Source organism: Pseudonocardia sp. (assembly GCF_035305885.1).
Lineage (GTDB): Bacteria > Actinomycetota > Actinomycetes > Mycobacteriales > Pseudonocardiaceae > Pseudonocardia.
Genome location: NZ_DATGOP010000093.1, coordinates 1 through 18,051, shown reverse-complemented (window position 1 = coordinate 18,051; position 18,051 = coordinate 1). Strand labels below are relative to the sequence as shown.

Annotated in this window: 17 protein-coding genes and 1 pseudogene; 10 read left to right on the top strand and 8 right to left on the bottom strand. The window is 75.1% G+C overall.

Features of this window, described 5'->3' with window-relative positions; translation table 11 throughout:
• Nucleotides 1–435: 435 nt before the first annotated feature.
• The 4 genes from VKZ81_RS20280 to VKZ81_RS20265 all read left to right on the top strand — a co-directional run bounded on the left by VKZ81_RS20280 (nucleotide 436) and on the right by VKZ81_RS20265 (nucleotide 3,785).
• Entirely contained in the window at nucleotides 436–1,185 is a 750-nt protein-coding gene (locus VKZ81_RS20280; RefSeq protein ID WP_324243195.1) for a GAF and ANTAR domain-containing protein, read from the top strand.
• Between the two features lie 37 nt (nucleotides 1,186–1,222).
• Nucleotides 1,223–2,446, top strand: a complete 1,224-nt coding sequence (locus VKZ81_RS20275; protein WP_324243194.1) for an alkaline phosphatase — start codon at nucleotides 1,223–1,225, stop codon at nucleotides 2,444–2,446.
• Between the two features lie 78 nt (nucleotides 2,447–2,524).
• Nucleotides 2,525–3,295 (top strand): HpcH/HpaI aldolase family protein, encoded by a 771-nt coding sequence (locus VKZ81_RS20270; protein WP_324243193.1) that lies wholly within the window; start codon nucleotides 2,525–2,527, stop codon nucleotides 3,293–3,295.
• A gap of 43 nt (nucleotides 3,296–3,338) precedes the next feature.
• On the top strand, nucleotides 3,339–3,785 hold the full coding sequence (locus VKZ81_RS20265; RefSeq protein WP_324243192.1) for a MarR family winged helix-turn-helix transcriptional regulator: 447 nt from the start codon (nucleotides 3,339–3,341) through the stop codon (nucleotides 3,783–3,785).
• On the opposite strand, the gene VKZ81_RS20260 is transcribed toward VKZ81_RS20265, so the two are convergent.
• Nucleotides 3,737–4,609: a PaaX family transcriptional regulator gene (locus VKZ81_RS20260; protein ID WP_324243191.1), complete on the bottom strand. Its 873-nt coding sequence runs from the start codon at nucleotides 4,607–4,609 to the stop codon at nucleotides 3,737–3,739. The genes VKZ81_RS20265 and VKZ81_RS20260 overlap by 49 nt on opposite strands.
• Nucleotides 4,610–4,711: 102 nt before the next feature.
• Here VKZ81_RS20260 and VKZ81_RS20255 point away from each other — a divergent pair, with 102 nt between their 5' ends.
• Nucleotides 4,712–6,019, top strand: a complete 1,308-nt coding sequence (locus VKZ81_RS20255; protein WP_324243190.1) for an MFS transporter — start codon at nucleotides 4,712–4,714, stop codon at nucleotides 6,017–6,019.
• A 30-nt stretch (nucleotides 6,020–6,049) separates the two neighbouring features.
• Here VKZ81_RS20255 and VKZ81_RS20250 read toward each other — a convergent pair.
• The 3 genes and pseudogenes from VKZ81_RS20250 to VKZ81_RS20240 all read right to left on the bottom strand — a co-directional run.
• A pseudogene (locus tag VKZ81_RS20250) lies at nucleotides 6,050–7,021 on the bottom strand (ABC transporter ATP-binding protein); the annotation flags it as partial.
• Nucleotides 7,022–7,041: 20 nt separating this feature from the next.
• Nucleotides 7,042–7,728: an ABC transporter permease gene (locus VKZ81_RS20245; RefSeq protein WP_324243188.1), complete on the bottom strand. Its 687-nt coding sequence runs from the start codon at nucleotides 7,726–7,728 to the stop codon at nucleotides 7,042–7,044.
• Between the two features lie 3 nt (nucleotides 7,729–7,731).
• The gene (locus VKZ81_RS20240; protein WP_324243187.1) at nucleotides 7,732–8,562 is read right to left on the bottom strand and encodes an ABC transporter substrate-binding protein; all 831 of its coding nucleotides are present in this window, start codon (nucleotides 8,560–8,562) and stop codon (nucleotides 7,732–7,734) included.
• 47 nt (nucleotides 8,563–8,609) lie between these two features.
• Between VKZ81_RS20240 and VKZ81_RS20235 the strand changes: the two genes are divergently transcribed.
• From VKZ81_RS20235 to VKZ81_RS20225, 3 genes are read left to right on the top strand one after another with little or no spacing between them, the layout of a single operon-like run.
• A complete protein-coding gene (locus VKZ81_RS20235) occupies nucleotides 8,610–9,530 on the top strand; it encodes a substrate-binding domain-containing protein (protein ID WP_324243186.1) in 921 nt (306 codons plus the stop codon).
• 45 nt (nucleotides 9,531–9,575) lie between these two features.
• Nucleotides 9,576–9,920 carry a trypsin-like peptidase domain-containing protein gene (locus VKZ81_RS20230; RefSeq protein WP_324243185.1) on the top strand — a complete coding sequence of 115 codons (345 nt, stop codon included), beginning with the start codon at nucleotides 9,576–9,578 and terminating at the stop codon, nucleotides 9,918–9,920.
• Complete coding sequence (locus VKZ81_RS20225) at nucleotides 9,920–11,860, top strand: nSTAND1 domain-containing NTPase (protein WP_324243184.1); 1,941 nt, start codon at nucleotides 9,920–9,922, stop codon at nucleotides 11,858–11,860. Before VKZ81_RS20230 ends, VKZ81_RS20225 begins: the two co-directional genes overlap by 1 nt.
• A gap of 1,889 nt (nucleotides 11,861–13,749) precedes the next feature.
• Here the strand turns inward: VKZ81_RS20225 and VKZ81_RS20220 are convergent.
• Genes VKZ81_RS20220 through VKZ81_RS20205 form a run of 4 tightly spaced genes read right to left on the bottom strand, consistent with a single transcriptional unit; the run spans nucleotide 13,750 to nucleotide 17,029 of the window.
• Nucleotides 13,750–14,514, bottom strand: coding sequence for an alpha/beta hydrolase (locus tag VKZ81_RS20220; protein ID WP_324243183.1), 765 nt, complete (start codon nucleotides 14,512–14,514; stop codon nucleotides 13,750–13,752).
• A gap of 4 nt (nucleotides 14,515–14,518) precedes the next feature.
• Nucleotides 14,519–15,976 carry a DUF2252 domain-containing protein gene (locus tag VKZ81_RS20215; RefSeq protein WP_324243182.1) on the bottom strand — a complete coding sequence of 486 codons (1,458 nt, stop codon included), beginning with the start codon at nucleotides 15,974–15,976 and terminating at the stop codon, nucleotides 14,519–14,521.
• Nucleotides 15,977–15,992: 16 nt separating this feature from the next.
• Nucleotides 15,993–16,604: a LysE family translocator gene (locus VKZ81_RS20210; protein WP_324243181.1), complete on the bottom strand. Its 612-nt coding sequence runs from the start codon at nucleotides 16,602–16,604 to the stop codon at nucleotides 15,993–15,995.
• Nucleotides 16,601–17,029: a DUF2000 family protein gene (locus tag VKZ81_RS20205; RefSeq protein WP_324243180.1), complete on the bottom strand. Its 429-nt coding sequence runs from the start codon at nucleotides 17,027–17,029 to the stop codon at nucleotides 16,601–16,603. The genes VKZ81_RS20210 and VKZ81_RS20205 overlap by 4 nt, the downstream gene beginning before the upstream one ends.
• A gap of 59 nt (nucleotides 17,030–17,088) precedes the next feature.
• Here VKZ81_RS20205 and VKZ81_RS20200 point away from each other — a divergent pair, with 59 nt between their 5' ends.
• The gene (locus VKZ81_RS20200; protein ID WP_324243179.1) at nucleotides 17,089–17,562 is read left to right on the top strand and encodes an Lrp/AsnC family transcriptional regulator; all 474 of its coding nucleotides are present in this window, start codon (nucleotides 17,089–17,091) and stop codon (nucleotides 17,560–17,562) included.
• A gap of 188 nt (nucleotides 17,563–17,750) precedes the next feature.
• The coding region (locus tag VKZ81_RS20195) for a DUF222 domain-containing protein (protein ID WP_324243178.1) at nucleotides 17,751–18,051 on the top strand (301 nt) is incomplete at its 3' end.

Genomic DNA, 18,051 nt, shown 5'->3' with positions numbered 1-18,051 from the left:
CGACCAGGACGTAGCGCACCCCCGCGATGAGGAGCCCGTCCACCCGCCGTCGCAGCTCGGCGGCGCCGTCGAGTCCGCAGGCGCCGATCACCTCGATGAAGGCGTGTTCCCGGTCGGGCTGCACGGACATGATCCGCCAGCCCCCTTGGACGGGTGCGATCGATTGCTCATGCTGCACGGCTCCCCGCACTGTTCCCCTCCGCTGGCTCGACTCGCGCCGGCGCCCGCCGGGGGTGGGGAGAGATCGGGACCAGACCACGCCCGGGCGTGCGCTCACGCACAGGCTGTCGGTCCAACCGCCACGGGACTCTACGAGAGCGCTGGTAGAAAGGGCAACCATTCGTCGGTCCCGGACTCCCGTGGCACGTTCGGACGATGCCGAAAGCGCTTTCATCTGCGAGGCTCGACGGCGACTCGAGCGGGGACGGACACGCCATGGGAGATCGGCCGGATCGGAGGGACCCACATCGGGACGACGCAGCGGCCGAGCTGGCTGCCCCGCTGCTGTCCACCGAGTCGTTCGACGACCTGCTGCGGGGCGTGGCCGAGCTCTCCGCCGATCTCGTCGGCGGTGCCTCGACGGCGAGCCTCACCCTCGCCGAAGGGGGGAGGGTGATCACGGTGGCGGCCGCGGACCCGGTCGCGACCCGGATCGACGTCCACCAGTACGAGCGCGGCGCCGGGCCGTGCCTGCTCGCCCTCCACACCGCCACCGTCGTGCACGTGCCGGACCTGCGCGCGGAGCGGCGGTGGGCCGACTTCGACGCGCTCGTGCTGAGCCACGGGCTGAGGAGCGTGCTGGCCGTGCCGCTGCTGGTGCGCGGCGGCGCGGTCGGCGTGCTCAACCTCTACGCCCGCGGTGACGTCGGCTTCGACGAGCGCGACCTGCGGCTGGCCGAGGCGCTCGCCGCCCACGCCGCGGTCGCGCTGACCGCGGCCCTGCGCACCTACGACCACGTCAGCCTCACCGACCACCTGCGCGCGGCGCTCACGTCCCGTTCCGTGATCGACCAGGCCATCGGCATCGTGATGGCCCGCGAGCGCTGCTCGGCCGACGAAGCGTTCGACGTGCTGCGGCGGGTTTCTCAGCAGCGGAACACGAAGCTGCGCGACGTCGCCGCCGACCTCGTCTCGGCCGTCGCGAAACCACCCGGTGGGGGGAGGCCCGTCCCCCCGGGCAACTAGGCTTCCCGCGTTCCCGACGCCAGGAGGTCTCCCACCGGTGACTGCGCCGTCCGTCCGCTCCCGCGTGGGCCGGAGCCTGGCGTCGGTGGCGCTGGCCTGGGCCCTGGCCGCCTGCGTCGCGGTGCCCGCCGACGCCCCCGCGGAGGGGGCGCGGGAGGAGGTGGCGCGCGGCGTCATCCTGATCCTCGGCAGCGGGCTCGGGCAGGCCCAGCACGACTTCCTGCAGCTCGCGATCGCGGGTCCGACGGGCGAGCTCGCCATGGACCGGCTCAGCGAGTCGATGGGGGCGACCGGCACGGTGCGGCCGGTCGACCCGGTGTCGGACGCGGCGGCGGGGGCCACCACGCTGGCCACGGGCATGCCCACCGCGCCCGGCGCCATCGGCGTGGACGCCGACGGCGAGGACCTCTCCACCGTGCTGGAGCACGCGCGCGACGCGGGCAAGGCCACCGGCCTCGTGACCACGGCCGAGGTCACCGACCCCACCGTCGCCGCGTTCGCCGCGCACCTGGGCCCCCGCCCCGTCCCCGTCGCCCACGGCAGCGAGGACGCCGAGGAGGCCACGGCGGAGCGCACCATCGCCCGGCAGTACCTGGAGCAGATCGAGGTCGACGTCGTCCTCGGCGGCGGGGCCCGGTCCTGGTCGAGCCTCGTGGGGCAGGCGCGGGAGCTGGGCTACGCCACGATCTCCGACGCCGAACAGCTGCAGGCGACCACGGCGGACCGGCTCCTGGGGCTCTTCGCCGACGGGCCGATGTTCGAGGCCGGCCCGCCCGGGCGGGGCCGCTACGCGCCCGCCGTGCCGCTGCCGGACATGACCCGCGCCGCGCTCGCCGCGCTCGACCGCCGCGAGGCGGGCTTCTTCCTCGTCGTCGACGAGGCGGCGCTCGCGGAGGCGGCCCGCGCGGGCAACGGCGCCATGGTGCTGGAGGCGGGGCGGGCGCTGGAGGCCACCGTGCAGGCCGCGCTGGAGTTCCAGGCGGTCAACCCCGGCACGCTGATCGTCGTGGCGGGCTTCCACGAGACCGGTGGGCTGAGCATCGCCCTCGCCGAGCCCGGCGCCTCCCGGCCCGGCGCGAACGGCCCGTTCCCCGTCACCGACTCCGACCAGGAGGTCTGGCTGCGCTGGACCCGCAGGGGCCCCACCAACGCCCCGGTGCCCATCACGGCGAGCGGCCCGGGCGCGGAGGCCTTCGAGGGCAGCCTGACCGACACGCAGATCTTCCCGAAGCTGCTGGAGGCCATGAGCTTGCGGGCCTGAGGGAGCTTGCGGGCCTGAGGGAGCTTGCGGGCGTGAGGGAGCCTGCGGGCGTGACCGGCGTTGTCTAGGTTGGCGTCCGTGACCCTGCCCGTGATCGAGAAGGCCAGGTCCGGCGAGCTCGCGCTCGGCACGTTCGTGTTCGAGTTCGCGACGAACGGCATCGGCAGGCTCGCCGCGCACGCGGGCGCCGAGTTCGTGCTCTACGACGCCGAGCACACCGGCTGGGGCTGGGAGACCCTCGGCAGGCTCGTCGCCACCACCCGCGCCCACGTCCCCGCCTGGATCCGGATCCCGTCGGCGTTCGACCGCACGTTCGTCAGCCGCGCCCTCGACGTCGGGGCGAGCGGGATCATGGCGCCGATGGTGGCCTCGGCCGAGGCCGCCGCGCGGCTCGTCGACTGGGCAAAGTACCCGCCCGACGGCAGCCGTGGCGCCGCGTTCGGCATCGCGCACGACGACTACCGCAGCGGCGACACCGTCGCCACGATGCGCGCGGCGAACAGCGACACGGTGGTGATCTGCCAGATCGAGACGGTCGAGGGCCTCGAGGCCGTCGAGGAGATCGCCGCGGTGCCCGGCGTCGACGTCGTGTGGGTCGGCCACTTCGACCTCACGAACTCGATGGGCATCCCGGGGCGGTTCGACCACCCCGACTACCTCGCCGCGCTCGACCGGGTGGCGAAGGCCGCGGTCGACACCGGCACGATCGCCGGGTTCATGCCGACCTCGGTCGAGCAGGCCACCGACCTCGTCGGCCGCGGTTACCGGCTGCTCGCCTACCACGGGGACCTGTGGCTCTACCAGCAGGCGCTCGCGGCCGGGCTGGCGGCGATCCGATCGGCCACCTGAGGTGGCGGAAGACCGCGGACCGGGTCCTCATACGCTGTCGGGCATGACGGGGGATGCGGCGGTGGCTCCATCGCTGCTCTACGCCGTCAAACAGGTCGAGCTGGCGGTGCGGGCCCACCTCGACGAGCTGCTGCGGCCCTCCGGCACCACGGTGCTGCAGTACACGGCGCTCACCGTCCTCGCCCGCCGCGACGGGCTCACCAGCGCCGAGCTCGCCCGCAACGCGTTCGTCACGCCGCAGTCGATGGGCGACCTCGTCTCCGCGCTCGAGCGGCGCGACCTCGTCGTGCGCCACCCCGACCCGCGCCACGCCCGCCGCCTGCTGATCAGCCTCACCCCCGCCGGGCACGAGCTGCTCGCGCGCATGGAGTCGCGGGTGCGGGCGCTGGAGGAGCGGATGGTGGCCGACCTCTCCGAGGAGGAGCGGGCGCGGTTCCGCGACTACCTCAACCGCTGCCGCAGCGCCCTGTCCGACGGCCCGGCCCGCTGACGGTCGGCCGCCCCCGCCTCCTCGTCGGGGATGACGTCGAGCGCGGCCACGGCGGCCCGCGCCTGCGGGTCCAGCTCGGCGTAGAGCGCGCGGAACAGCCGCCACGCCGGTTCGGCCGGCCAGTCCGGCGGCAGGTGCCGGGCGGGCAGCCGGGGGTCGCGGCGGATCACCTGCAGCCACTCGGTCTGCAGCACGAGCTGGGTGGCCAGCGCGTCCGGGAAACCGGGGCGGCGGCGCGGGTCGGACCACCGCTCGAGGAACCCGCGGTAGCGGCCCGCGATCGCGTCGAGGTCCCAGGCGTCGCGCACGAGGGCGTCCACGTCGGTGGGCGGCAGGGCCCTCGCCTCGAACACCTTGACGTGCGCCGCCGCCTCGAGGTCGCCGATCGCGGTGAGGTCGACCGGTGACGGCGCGATCCACAGCCCGCCCTGCAGCGGGCCGAACCCGGCCCACAGCAGCCGCGACCGCAGCTCGTGGCGCTGCCGCTGCCACGAGTCGGGCAGGCTGAACGACAACAGCGTCCACGTGCCGTCCCACCCGTCGTGCACCGCCGCGGTGCGCCACACGCGCACCTCGCCGTCGTGCAGCACCTCGCGCGAGCGCGGCGTGAGCCCGAGGTAGACCTTCCGCCCCCGGCGCACGCGCCGCAGCAGGTCGCGCCGGGCCATCCGGGAGAGCGTGGAGCGGGCGGCCTGCTCGGAGACGCCGCACCGGTCGAGGATGTCGATCACGGCGCTCGTCGCCACGTGGACGCCGCGACCGAGCAGGTACCCGCCGAAGAAGGCGAGCAACAGCGGCTGCGGCCGCTCCCCCTGCGTGGACATGGGACAAGCCTAGATCTCGATATTGGGCACCGCGTTGACGCCCGTGACGAAACTGCCCTAAATTCGCCCGCGCAGCGGACCCCGGCAAGGAGGCCATCTCGCATGACCGCACCGCGCTCCAGCCCCACCCAGCTCCGACGAGCCGTGGCCTCGAGCTACCTCGGGAGCGTCATCGAGTACTACGACTTCCTGCTGTACGCCACGGCCTCCGCCGTGGTGTTCAACCAGGTCTTCTTCTCCGATCTCGACCCCGTCGTGGGCACCGTGGCGAGCTTCGGCACCCTCGCCACCGGCTACCTCGCGCGCCCGCTGGGCGGGGCGCTGTTCGGCCACTACGGCGACCGGATCGGCCGCAAGCGGATGCTGATCCTCACGATGGGCCTGATGGGCGTCGCGAGCGTGCTCATCGGCGTGCTGCCGACCTACGACCAGATCGGGGCGCTCGCGCCGATCCTGCTGGTCCTGCTGCGGATCGCACAGGGCGTCGCGGTCGGCGGCGAGTGGGGCGGGGCGGTGCTCATGTCGGCCGAGCACGCCACGTCCCGCCGCGGGCTGTGGGCGAGCTTCACCAACGCCGGCGCCCCGAGCGGGATGGTGCTGTCCACCCTGGTGCTGGCGCTCGCGGCGCAGATCAGCGGCGAGGAGGGCTTCCTCGCTTGGGGCTGGCGGATCCCGTTCCTGCTCAGCGCCGTGCTGCTGGCCGTCGGCCTGTTCGTCCGCGCGAAGGTCGACGAGACGCCGGTCTTCGCGGCGGCGGCCACGGCCGCCCGGTCCCGCCCGCCGCTGCTGGAGGTGCTCACCCGCCACCCGCGCACCCTGCTGCTGTCGATCGGCGTCGGGTTCGGGGCGTTCGTCGGGCAAGGCACGCTCACCGTGTTCGTCATCTCCTACGCCGTGCAGGCGGGCTTCCCGCGCCCGGTCGTGCTCAACGCGCTGACGGCCTCCTCCGTGGTCGCGGTGGCCGGGATCGTCGGGTTCTCCGCGCTGTCGGACCGGCTGGGCAGGCGCCCGGTCGTGCTCGGCGGTGCGATCGCGCTGGCCGTCTGGGCGTTCCTGATCTTCCCGCTGATCGACAGCGGGTCCACCGCCCTGCTCGTGCTCGCGGTCGTCGTCGGGCAGGGCGTGGTGCACGCGTCGATGTACGGGCCGCTCGCCGCGCTCTACAGCGAGCTGTTCCCCACCCGCTCCCGCTACACCGGCGCCTCGCTCGGCTACCAGGTCGCGGGCACCGGGGCGGGGCTCGCCCCCGTGGTGTTCGCGAGCGTGATGGCCGGCTCGGGGAGCACGGCCGCGGTCGCGGCGATCATCGCGGCCTGCTGCCTGGTGAGCGTGGGCTGCATCCTGGCCCTCAAGGAGACCTCGCGCGCCGACCTCACGACGGACGCCGAGGCGGACGCGCCGCTCCCCTGACCCGTTCCGACGAGCGGCGCGTTCGTCTGCCTAGGTTGCGACGAACGCGCCGTTCGTCGGGATGGGGCGCAGCGCTGCCTCGGGCACCGAGACGGTGACCGGGGCGCCCGGCCCCAGGCCGTTCGCGTCCACGGACCGGCAGGCGAGCGTGCCCGCCTCCGTGTCGACGTCCACGCGGGTGGCCGCCCCGAGCGGGACCACCCGGCGCACGGTGCCGGGGATCCGCAGGCCGTCCCCGTCCCCGCCGACCACGCAGTGCTCGGGCCGGGCGGCGGCGAGCCGCGGGCGGCCGGTGACGGCGGGCGGCAGCACGTTGGTGAACCCGACCAGCCGGGCGCAGTCGAGGTCGACCGGGTGGTCGAGGACGTGCGCGGTGGGGCCGAGCTGGCGGATCCGGCCCGCGACGAGCAGCGCGGTGCGCCCGGCGAGGGCCATCGCCTCGTGCCGGTCGTGGGTGACCAGCACCGTGGCGGTGTCCAGCCCGTCCAGCACGGTGCGCAGGTCGGCCAGGAGGTCGGCGCGGGTGGTGGCGTCCAGGCCGGCGAAGGGCTCGTCGAGCAGCAGCACCCGCGGCGCGACGGCCAGCGCGCGGGCGATCGCCACCCGCTGCGCCTCGCCGCCCGACAGCGTGCTCGCCCGCCGCTCGGCGAGGTGCCCGATGCCCAGCGCGTCCAGCCACGGGGCCGAGCGGCGCCGCGCCTCGGCCCGGCCGACCCCGCGCAGGCGCAGGCCCGCCGCCGCGTTCCCCGCCACGGTGCCGCGGCGCAGGATCGGCCGCTGCAGCACGGCCGCGATCGCCGCGCGCAGCTCCCGCGGCCCGGCCACCCGGCCGTCGAGCAGCACGTCGCCGGTGCGGTGCAGGTGCCCGAGGTGGCCGAGCGCCCGCAGCAGGGTCGACTTGCCGGCCCCGTTCGGCCCGAGCACCGCGAGCACCTCGCCCGCCGCGACGTCGAGTTCCGGGACGCGCAGCAGCTCCCGCCCCCGCGCGCTGACCCGCAGCTCCCGGCAACCGATGCGGCTCGTCACCGCTGCCCCGCGAGCGTCACGACCACGTTGACCGCGAACGCCAGCAACAGCAGGACCAGCCCGAACGCGATGGCGAGCCCGAACTCGCCGCGGCTCGTGGCGAGCACGGCCGCGGTGGTGAGCACGCGGGTCTGGCCCGCGATGTTGCCGCCCACCATCTGCGCGGCGCCGACCTCGCTCACCACCGCCCCGAACGCCGCCATCGCCGCGGCCAGGAGCGGCAGCCGCGCCTCGGCGGCGAGCGCGAGCAGGGCGCGCAGCCGGGTGGCGCCGAGCCCCTGCATCTGCACGAGGAACTCGCGGTCGACCTGCTGCACGGCGGCGGCCACCAGCGCGACGACGACCGGCGTCGCGATCACCGCCTGCGCCACCACCATCGCGGTCGGCGTGTACAGCAGGCCGAGCGAGCCGAGCGGCCCGCTGCGCCACAGCAGCACGGTGACGACGAGCCCGACGACCACCGGCGGCAGGCCCATCCCGGTGTTCGCCGCGGCGAGCAGCAGCCGCCGGCCCGGGAACGAGCCGAGCGCGATCGCCATCCCGATCGGCGCGCCGACGAGCGCCGCGATCAGGGTGGCGCCGAGCGACACGCGCAGGGTCAGCAGGGTGATCGCCCACGTCTCCTGGTCGCCCGAGAACAGCAGTGACAGCGCCTGCGCCACACCGTCGACGAGGACGTCCACGGGTCAGCCCGCCGTCGGGTCCGGCTTGCCCGCGTCCGGCACGAACAAGGGCTGCCCGTAGGTCTCCCAGCCGAACTCCCCGATGCGCTGCTGCGCGTCCTGGCCGGTGATCCAGTCGGCGAACGCGGCGGCCCCCTCGGGCTGCACCCGCTCGCCCGCGCGCTCGGTCACCTCGATCACGTGGTAGACGTTGAGCAGCCCCGGGTCGCCCTCCACCAGCACCGCGAGCCCGGCGGACTGGGTGAGGTACGTCCCGCGGTCGGCCAGCGTGTAACCACCCTTCTCCGCGGCCACGCGCAGGGTCGCGCCCATGCCCTGCCCGGTCTCCTGGTACCAGGGCGCGCCCGGCGTCACCCCCGCCTCCTCCCACAGCGACAGCTCGCGCGAGTGGGTGCCGGACTCGTCGCCGCGCGAGACGAACACCGCTTGTGTCTCCGCGATGCGCCGCATCGCCTCGTCGACGGGCAGGCCCCGGACGCCCGCCGGGTCGTCCTCCGGGCCGAGCAGCACGAAGTCGTTGTGCATGACGAGCAGCCGCCGCCCGGCCGTGCCCTCGGCGACGTACTCCTCCTCGGCGGCGGGCGAGTGCACCAGCAGCACGTCGGCCTCGCCGCGCCTGCCCATCTCGATGGCCTGCCCGCTGCCCACCGCGACCGGCTTGACCGCCCACCCGGTCGCCTCGGTGAACGCCGGGAGCAGCTCGTCGAGCAGGCCGGAGTCCTGGGTGCTCGTCGTGGTGGCGAGGATCAGCGTCCGCTCGCCGGACGGCCCCGCCGCCGGACCCGCCGCCGGCCCCCCGCACGCGGCGACCGCCAGCACCACCGCCAGGACCACTGCACTCCACTGTGCTCGCACAGACCGGGACTATAGGGTTCGCAGCCGTGACCCGGTACCGGGACGTCTGCGCCACCCTGGCCGCCCGGATCGCCGCGGGCGAGCTCGCCGAGGGCGCGGAGCTGCCCGGGGTGCGCGAGCTCGCGCACCGGTTCGGCACCACCCCGTCGACGATCGGGCGGGCCGTGCGCGCCCTCGCCGACGCGGGCGTGATCGTCACCGCCGACCGGCGCCGCACCCGCGTCGCGGACGGTGGCGCGCTGGCCGCCCGCCGGTTCCTGCACGGCGAGCGGGTGTTCCGGCTGGCCGGCAGCGACGACCCGGCCATCGACGTCGTGTTGCGCGGGCTCGGCAGCTCCGTCCGGTCGATCGGGTCCGCGGGCAGCTTCGACGGGCTGCGCGCCGTGCGCCAGGGCCGCGCCGACGGCGCCGCCGTGCACCTGCTGCACCACAGCGGCCGCTACAACGCGCCGTTCGCCCGCGGGCTGCTGCGCGGCCTGCGGCCCCACCTGGTGCACCTGTGGCGCCGCGAGCAGGGCCTGATCGTGCCGCCGGGCAACCCGCGGGGCCTCACCGGCGCCGCCGACCTCGCCGGCCTGCGCGTCGCCAAGCGGCGGTTCGGCACCGGCACCCGCGTCCTGCTCGACCGGCTGCTGCGCGAGGCGGGCCGCGACCCCGACGCCGTCACGGGCCCGGAGACCGGCTCCCACCTGGAGACCGCGCTCGCCGTCGCGTCCGGGATCGTGGACGCGGGCCTCGGCGTCCGCTCGGTCGCCCAGGACCTCGACCTCGACTTCGTGCCCCTGGTCTGCGAGGAGTACGACGTGGTGCTCCCCGGCGCCGCCCTCGACGCGGCGGCCGCGCTCGTGGCCGCCCTGCGCGACCCGGCCACCCGCGCCGCGGTCGGCGCGCTCGGCGGCTACGACACCTCGCGGTCCGGAGAGGTGGAGGACCTCGACGATCATTAGGGTGGCCAACGATCGACGCGGACCGAGGTGCTGGGGGGACACCGCGTGGAAGCCGTTGACACCGTCGTCGTCGAACGCGGGGTGGCGGGGCTCGCGGCCACCGCCTGTGCCCGGGTCCACAACCGGGCCGGCGAGGTGGTGGGGTCGGCCTTCGCCGTCGGCCCCGACCTCGTGGCGACGTGCGCCCACGTCGTCGCCACCGCGACGGGCGCCGACCCGTACGCCGCCGTCGCTCCGGGCGGGACGCTCGCGGTCGACTTCCCGATGCTGTCCGGTGAGCCGGCGCGCCGATCGGCGCGGGTGCACCGCTGGGTGCCGATCGCCGAGGACGGCACCGGCGACGTCGCGCTCCTGCGGTTGGACGAGGCCGCCCCGCCCGAGGGGTGGTGATGCCCCCGGTCCGGCGGGTCGACGGCCTGTGGGACCACCGGTTCCGCGTGTTCGGCTTCCCCGAGGGCAGCTGGGACGGCGTGTGGACCACCGGGCGGATCCGGGGGAGGCAGGCCACCGGTTGGTTCCAGCTGCAGGCCAACCCCGGCGACCACCCGATCGTCGGCGGCTTCTCCGGGTCGCCCGTCTGGGACGACGAGACGGGCGCGGTCGTGGGCATGACCGTCGCCGCCGACCGCGACCCGGACGTCACCACCGCGTACCTGATCCCCGTCGAGCAGGTGCTCGGGCTCGACCCGGAGCTCCTGCCCAACCCGTACCGCGGCCTGCAGCCGTTCGACGAGGAGCACGCCGAGTACTTCTTCGGCCGCGACGAGGAGCTGGCGCGGCTCGCGGCGGCCGTGGACCGGTGCCCGCTCGTGGTCGTGGCGGGCCCGTCCGGCGCGGGGAAGTCGTCGCTCGTGCACGCGGGGCTCGTGCCCCGCCTGCGGGCCGAGGGGGCCCGCATCGGGCGGGCCCGGCTGAGCTCGACGACCGCGGCGCCGGCCGAGCTCGTGGCGGCCGTGCTCGAGCTGGCCGACCCCGCCTCCAACCCGGCCCGCCGCGCGCGGGACACCGAGCGGATCGCGGGCCTGCTCTCCGACGCCGGCACCCGGGCGGCCGCGCTGGACGAGCTGGTCGACGCGCTGGGCGGCGCGACCGGCGAGCGGTTCGTGCTGGTCCTCGACCAGTTCGAAGAGCTCGCCGGAACCGATCCCGACGCCGCCCGCAGGCTGCTCGGCGACCTCGCCACCCTGGTCTCGGCGGGCACGGGCGTGCGGGCGGTGCTCACCGCGCGCGGCGGCGTGCTCGACGACGTGCTGACCCCGGACATCGCCAGCGCGCTCGACTCCGGCACCGTACTGGTCGGTCCGATGGACCGCGCCGCGTTGCGCGAGGCCATCGTGCGCCCCGCCGAGCGGGCCCCCGGCCTGGGCTTCGAGGACGGCCTGGTGGAGCGCGTCCTCGACGACGCGGGCACCGAACCCGGCCAGCTGCCGCTCGTCGAGTCGCTGCTCGCCCGGCTCTGGGCGCGGCGCGAGGGCGGGTTCCTCACCCTGGCCGGGTACCGCGCGGCGGGCGGGGTCGCGGGGGCGCTCGCGGCGCACGCCGACGACGTCGTCGGGCGGCTCGCGACCGAGGACGACCGCCTGCTGCGCAGGCTGCTCACCCGCCTGGTCACCACGGACCGCGACGGCCGGTTCGTCCGCCGCCCCGTCCCCTACGCCGACCTGCCGCCCGAGCTGCGCGCGCTGGTGCCGCCGCTGGTGACCGGGCGGCTGCTGGTCGTCGCGGGCGGCGAGCGCACCGGCGGCACGGTGGACCTCGCGCACCAGGCGCTGATCGACCACTGGCCGCGACTGCGCGACTGGCTCGGGGCCGACCGCGACTTCCTGCGCTGGCGCTCCGACCTCGACGCCGCCCGGCACCGCTGGGAGGCCGCCCGACCGCGACCGCGGCGCCCTGCTGCGCGGTCCGGAGCTGGCCGCGGCCGACGGGTGGGCCGACCGCGAGGCCGAGCTGACCGACGGCGAGCGGCACTACCTGCGCACCAGCCGCGCGCACCGGCGCACCGAACGCAGGCGGCGGTACGTGATCACCGCCGCCGTGGCCGCGCTCGCGCTGGTGGCGGGCACCCTCACCGTGGTCGCGGTCCAGCGCGGCAGCCGGATCAGCGCGCAGCAGGCCGCGGCCCATGCCGAGGCCCTGGCCGCCGAGGCCGGTGCGCACGCTCAACGCCAGCCCGTGCTCGCCGCCGAGCTCGCGTTGGCCGCATGGCGCAGCGACCCCACCAGCACCGCCGCGGGCACCACCCTCGCCGGCCGGTACCTCGCGTTCGCCGACACCGAGAAGATCATCGCCGCCCAGGCGGACCCGATCTCGATCTTCGCCGGCGGTGACGTGGCAATGGTCTCCGGACTGGGCGGGCGCGACCGCGCCTCGATCCTCACCGGCGTCCTCGGCGATCACCCCGCACGTCACGACCCGCCGTTCGAGCTGGACCACATGCGGCAGAGCACGGACGGCAGGTTCGTCGCGGTGCTCTCCGCGGACGGCACGGTCCACCTGGTCGACACCACCCGCGGCGTCGAGCCCGTCCTGCTGGCCGACCCGGGGCCGGGAACCCGGTTCATCTCCGGATTCGATCCCGCGGTCGAGCGGCTCGCCTGGCTCGACCGGGAGTCCGACGGGCGATCCGCGCTGACCGTCCACGACCTCGACGACGGCACCACCAGCACCACAACCCTCGACATCGCGGACCTGACGGGTCTTCAGCTCACAGCCGACCCAGACGTGGTGCTGGTGCGAACCGGCACCACCGAGGACTTCGTCCTCACCGTCCGGTCGTTGAGGACGGGAGCCGTCCTGCGCGACGTGACCCAGTCCTGGATGGTCAGCGAGAAGTACGACGTCAGATGTGTGCCGGGCGATGGAACGCCGGGGAGCACCAGCTCCGTCATCGCGTTCGACACGGTCACCGGGGTGGAACAGCGTCGGATTCCCCTGCTCAGCACCTGCAGCAACTTCTGGCTGACCGAGGACATGCGGCATGTGCTCGAGCGGATCCAGTCACCGGTGGACCAGGAGCGGTGGCGCGCCACGGAGATCCAGTCCGGGCGAGCGTTCCAGTTCCGAGCGCCGCTCCAGCCAGAGACGTCGGTGTGGCGTCGGCCACGGACAGTGGCCAAGTCCATCTTGCTCCCGGCACCGGACGGGAGGACCGTCGCGCTGGTGGCCGTGGGGGGAACGCTGCTGCGGGTCCGCACGACACCTGAACCCGAGGGCGATCCGGTCGCCTTGATGCGGGGGAGCGTGCGCCTGGCGGGCGTTCACTACCTCCTCCTCACCGCGACCGGAGCGGCGACCTACGAGCGGGACACCGGTCGGCTGGTTGCGCGCATCGAGCACGAACGTGACACGCAGTGGCTCGTTGACGACGACGACCTCTGGCTCCTCCGCCGCGGTGAGAAGCGATGGGTGCTGACCCGCCATCCGGTCCCAGCGCTCCCTCCGACCACCCGGATCGAGCTGTCGTCAAGCGCTCTGGAGAACCCGCACATCGTCATCGGTTCGTCCGCCGACGGTCGTGAAGAGATCGTCCTCGAGCTCGTGGAAGGGACGCTCCGCGCCTACGACGCCCGGTCGGGTGCTCCGCTCGGCGCCCCCGTCGAGGTGGTGGACACCCCCGACGAGCGACGCTGGTACCGGGACCGCGACGCGATGATCCAGCGGGCCGGCCACCCCCGCCACGCCTTGGTCTCCACCCCCGACGGCAGGCTGCAGCTGTGGGACGTACCCGCGGGCGAGCTCGTCCGGGAGCTTCCGATCGCGGGAGCGGTCTTCGGATCCGCGGCGGCGTCGGGCAACCGCCTCGCGGTCAACAGCGCGACCGACACGGTGGAGGTCTGGGACCTCGCCAGCGGGCAGCGCGTCGGCGAACCGATGCCGACCCCCGGGCTGAGCTCGTTGCTCGGCTTCGACGCGGAAGGCCGCCTCGTCACGGTCCACGGTTTGCAGAGCGACCGGATCGTGCTCTACGACCTCGACCGCCGCGCCGAGGTGGCCACCCTGTCACCCGCCGGAATGGGCGAGGTTCGGATGACCGGCGACGGAGGCAGCTACCTCGCACGTGGCGAGTACGGGATCCTCCCGATGCGGATCCCCGCCTCCGTGGACCGGTGGCGCGACCACCTGTGCAGCCTGCTGCCGCCGGAGCTGAGCCCGCAGGCCCGGGACCTGCTGCCGCCCGGCGTCGACCCCTCGTCGCCGTGCGCGGGGTGAGCGCGGCTCAGCGCGCGGCGGCCCAGGCGGCGAGGCGCGGGGCGAGGGCGGCGAAGACGTCCGGGTCGGTGCCCATCCCGGCGTGGCTGCAGCGGACCTCCACCCACTCGGCCTCGGGGTCCTGGCAGGACCGCCAACCGACCACGCCGTCCTCCCGGGAGTAGATCGCCACGGCCGGCACGGACAGCTTGGCGGACAACCCGGCGACGGTGGCCGCGCTGCAGGGTCCGCTGAGGCAGTCGCCGTCGAGGAGGCCGCGCACGCCCAGCTCGGACAGCCGCACGACGGCGGGCAGCACCACGGTGACCAGGCCGCCCGCGTCCAGCGGGTCGAGCACCGGGCTGCCCAGCATCGCGAGCCCGCACACCAGGTCGGGCCTGCGCACGGCGACCATCCGCGCCAGCATCCCGCCCCGGCTGTGCCCGACCAGCAGGACGCGGCCGCCCGTGCGCTCGGCGTGTTCCTCGGCCCGCTGCTCGAGCCGGTGGACCAGGTCCTCGGTGCAGCCGACGTTGATCCCGAGCCCGGCGCCGGTGGGCGTGTAGCCGCGGCGGGCGAGCCAGCGCCTCATCATCGCCATCGACGCGTCGGCCCCGGCGAACCCGGGCACGACCACGACCCCGGCGCCGCCACCGTCGTCCGCCTCCCGCCAGACGGGGTGGCGGACCAGCGCGGCCGCGGTCAGGCCCAGCGCAGACGGCAGGGAACGGCTCAGGTGCCGCGCGACGCGGCGCACGCGGTGCCACGGGGCCGCGGGCGAGTCCACGGTCACGCGGTCACACCCCCCGCTCCGCGGGGAGCCGCCCCCGCTCGACGGCCTTGACCAGCGCCGCGTGGTCGGCCTCCGTCTGGTCGGCGTAGGCGCGGGCGAACCGGGCCATCGCCCGGTCCACGTTGTCGCCGCGGCCGACGTACCCGGCGATCATCGACGCCCCGCTGGTGCGGGCGTGGCCCTTCGCGAGCAGGTGCCCGAGCACGCCGGCGTAGTCGGCGATCGCCCGCGCGTCGATGGCGTCGAGCGCGACCGTGCCCTTCATGTCGCGGAACTGCCGCACGTAGTACTGGCGGTCGCCGACCGTGGTCCAGCCCAGCAGGGGGTCGCTCACGGTCTGCAGCGCCTGCTGGTACTCCACCACGCGCTGGCCCTGGTGGGCGTGCCACGCCGACTCGCCGTGCACGTACCGCGCCAGCACCGACCGCCGCGCCTGCTTGAGCTGCAGGAACACCACGTCGTCCGGCGAGGAGCCCTCCAGCAGCGCCACGTAGGCGCGCAGGCCGACGCTGCCGACGCCGACGACCTTGTGCGCGATGTCGACGATCGTGTAGCCGCCCAGCGCGCGCCGCCAGTGCGGGGCGAGGGTGTGCAGGTAGTCGTCGAGCGCCGCGGCGAGCTGCTCGGCCTCGCCGTCGGGCACGCGGGTGATGAGCGGCGGCTCCTCCACGATCCGCCGCCTGCCCTCGATCTCCCGCGTGAACCGGGGCAGCGCGCGGTCGCTGGTGCGGTTGCGCGCCCGCCGCGCGGCCCGCTGGACCTCGGCGCGCAGCGGCTTGGGGCTCTCCCGCTCCAGCCGGTCGACGTCGAGCCGCTCGTAGGAGCGCGACAGCAGCGGCTGGTCGGCGAGGTGGCGCACCTCGTTGCGGTACGCGGCGACGCAGGCGGTGACCGCGCTCGCGCAGGAGTCCTCGCTCGCCCCGTTCTGCCGCCCCGCCACCCAGATGCTCGCGACCAGCCGGCGCAGGTCCCACTCCCAGCTGCCCGGGTGGGCCTCGTCGAAGTCGTTGAGGTCGATCACGAGGTCGCGCTCGGGCGAGGCGTAGAAGCCGAAGTTGCCGAGGTGGGCGTCGCCGCAGACGACCGGCATGATCCCGGTGGCGGGCAGCCGGGCCACGTCGTCGGCCATGACCACCGCGGTGCCGCGCAGGAACCCGTACGGCGACTCGATCATCCGGCCGACCCGCACCGGGATCAGCCGTTCCACCCGGCCGACGTGGCTCTCCTCGATCAGCCGGATCGGATCCGGCCGGTCGGGGGGCGGGTTCCACTCGCCGAGCGACGACCGGGGCACCTTCTTGCGCAGGGCCTTGCCGATCGCGTAGCGCTCCGCCCGCTCGACCGGGCGCCTGCGCAGCGAGGAGTAGGGCGTGCCGTCGGCCTCCGCCAGGACGGTGTGGACGTGCCCCGCGCGGTGCCCGGGCGCCGGACCGGCAACCGGGGGCTGAGCGAAGCCGGTCACGCCCCGATGCTACGCATCAGCCGCGGGCCACGCCGACCGCGACCGCCAGCAGGACGCCGCCGGTGACGCCGTCCACGGCCCGCCGCACCCGGCCGCGGCCGAGCAGCGTCCGGCCCCGCCCGGCGGCGAGGATCACCACGGCCCACCACAGCGACGCCGCCACCACGGTGGTCCCCGCCAGCAGGAGCAGCTGCGCGGTGACCGTCGGCCCGGGCACGACGAACTGCGGGATCAGGCCGAGGAAGAACAACAGCGCCTTCGGGTTGAACAGGTTCGTCGCCAGCCCGTCGAGGTACGGGTGGGCGCTGCGCGCGCCCCGCTGGTGCGCGGCCGCTGGCTCCCGGGCGAACGCGGCGCGCAGCGCCTGCACGGCCAGCCAGCCGAGGTAGGCGGCGCCGGCCAGCCGGATCGCGGTGAGCACGTCCGGGCGCGCCGCGAGCACCGCCGAGAGGCCGAGCGCGGCCGCGGTGGTGTGGCAGGCGAGCCCGGTGGTGATCCCCGCCGCGGCCCGCACCCCCCGGGCGGGCCCGGCGAGGCTGTGTCGCAGCACGACGGCGAAGTCCGGCCCCGGGGTGAGCACCACCACCAGCAGCACCCCGAGGAAGGCGGTCCACCGCTCGAGCGTCACGGGACCGGTGCGGGCGCGGGGTCGGTGAGCCGGGGCAGGTGGCGGGTCAGCTTGCGAACCGCGTTTCCGGATCCGAGGAGCGCGACGGCGTGCAGCCCGATCTCGTCCGTCGGCGTGCGGGCCACCGCCGCGGTGTAGTCGGCGTACGTGGGTGAGGCCTGGGCGAGGTCGGAGAAGGCGAGCGCGGTGACCCCGGCCTCCTGCGCTGCCCGGCGCAGGGCCGCCAGCTCGGCGGGCGGGGCGGCCAGGACGGGCACGACGACCTCCGCGATACCGGCCCACCGGCCGCCGGATGCATCGGTCAGGTCGGGCCCGAGGGTCGCAGCGCCCGCGGCGCCCGCGGACGCGCCGAGGACGGCGGCGGCGTTCGCGATCAGCCAACGCGGAGCGGACGGGTCGAGCACGAGGACACAACGTGGAGGCACGCCTCCAACTTCGTTGATCGTCCAAGATCGAGCAAGCAAGTCCGGATAGCATCCGGCACATGCCGCGAGACAGCACTCTCGATCCGGTTGACTGGCGCATTTTACGGGAGCTCCAGCAAGACGCTTCGATCACCAACAAGGAGCTCGCCGCCCGGGTCGGCCTCCCCACGTCCTCCTGCCACGAGCGCGTCCGGCGCCTGCGGGCGCTCGGCGTCATCAGCGCCGTGCGGGCCGTCGTCGACCCGGCCGCCATCGGCCGTGGCCTGCAGGCGTTCGTCGCGGTGCAGCTGCGCCCGCACCGCCGGGAGCTGGTGGAGGCGTTCACGAACGCGGTGCTCGCCCTGCCCGAGACCCTGGCCATCTACACCGTCTCGGGGCCGCACGACCTCTTCCTCCACGTCGCGGTCGCCGACAGCGCCCACCTGTACCGGCTGATCGTCGACCACCTCACCACCCGGCCGGAGGTCGGCCACGCCCAGACCCACCTGATCTTCGATCGGCCGGTGACGACGCCGGTGCGGCCGCTGCACTGAGGGGCGTCGCTTCGGGCTCCGCGGAACCCGATTTCGGGCAGGCACCGGCATTTGCTGGGACGGCCTCGGCCTGCCTGGACCTGTCGCGGCGCCACCAGGCGGCGGTTCCACTTCCAGGTTCCGCAGAACCAAAACTGTCAGACCCGGGTGGGATCCTCGCTCACACACCCGGTGCGGAGGAATCCCCGATGCCCGGCGCCGTCGCCCCGTTCCCCACTCCGATCGATGCCCTGAGCGATCACCAGGTCGAAACCGCGCTGCTCGGGATCGCCGGTCACGTCGCCGCCGCCCAGTGCCGGTTCCTGCAATACCTGGCCGAGTTCGACACCCGCAAGCTGTGGGCGGCGTGTGACGGGGTCACATCCTGTGCGCACTGGGTGTCGTGGAAGATCGGCATGAACATCCGCACCGCCAACGAACACCTGCGCATCGCCCGGGCGCTGCGCAAGCTGCCGGTGGTCACCGCCGCGTTCGCCGCCGGCGAGCTCA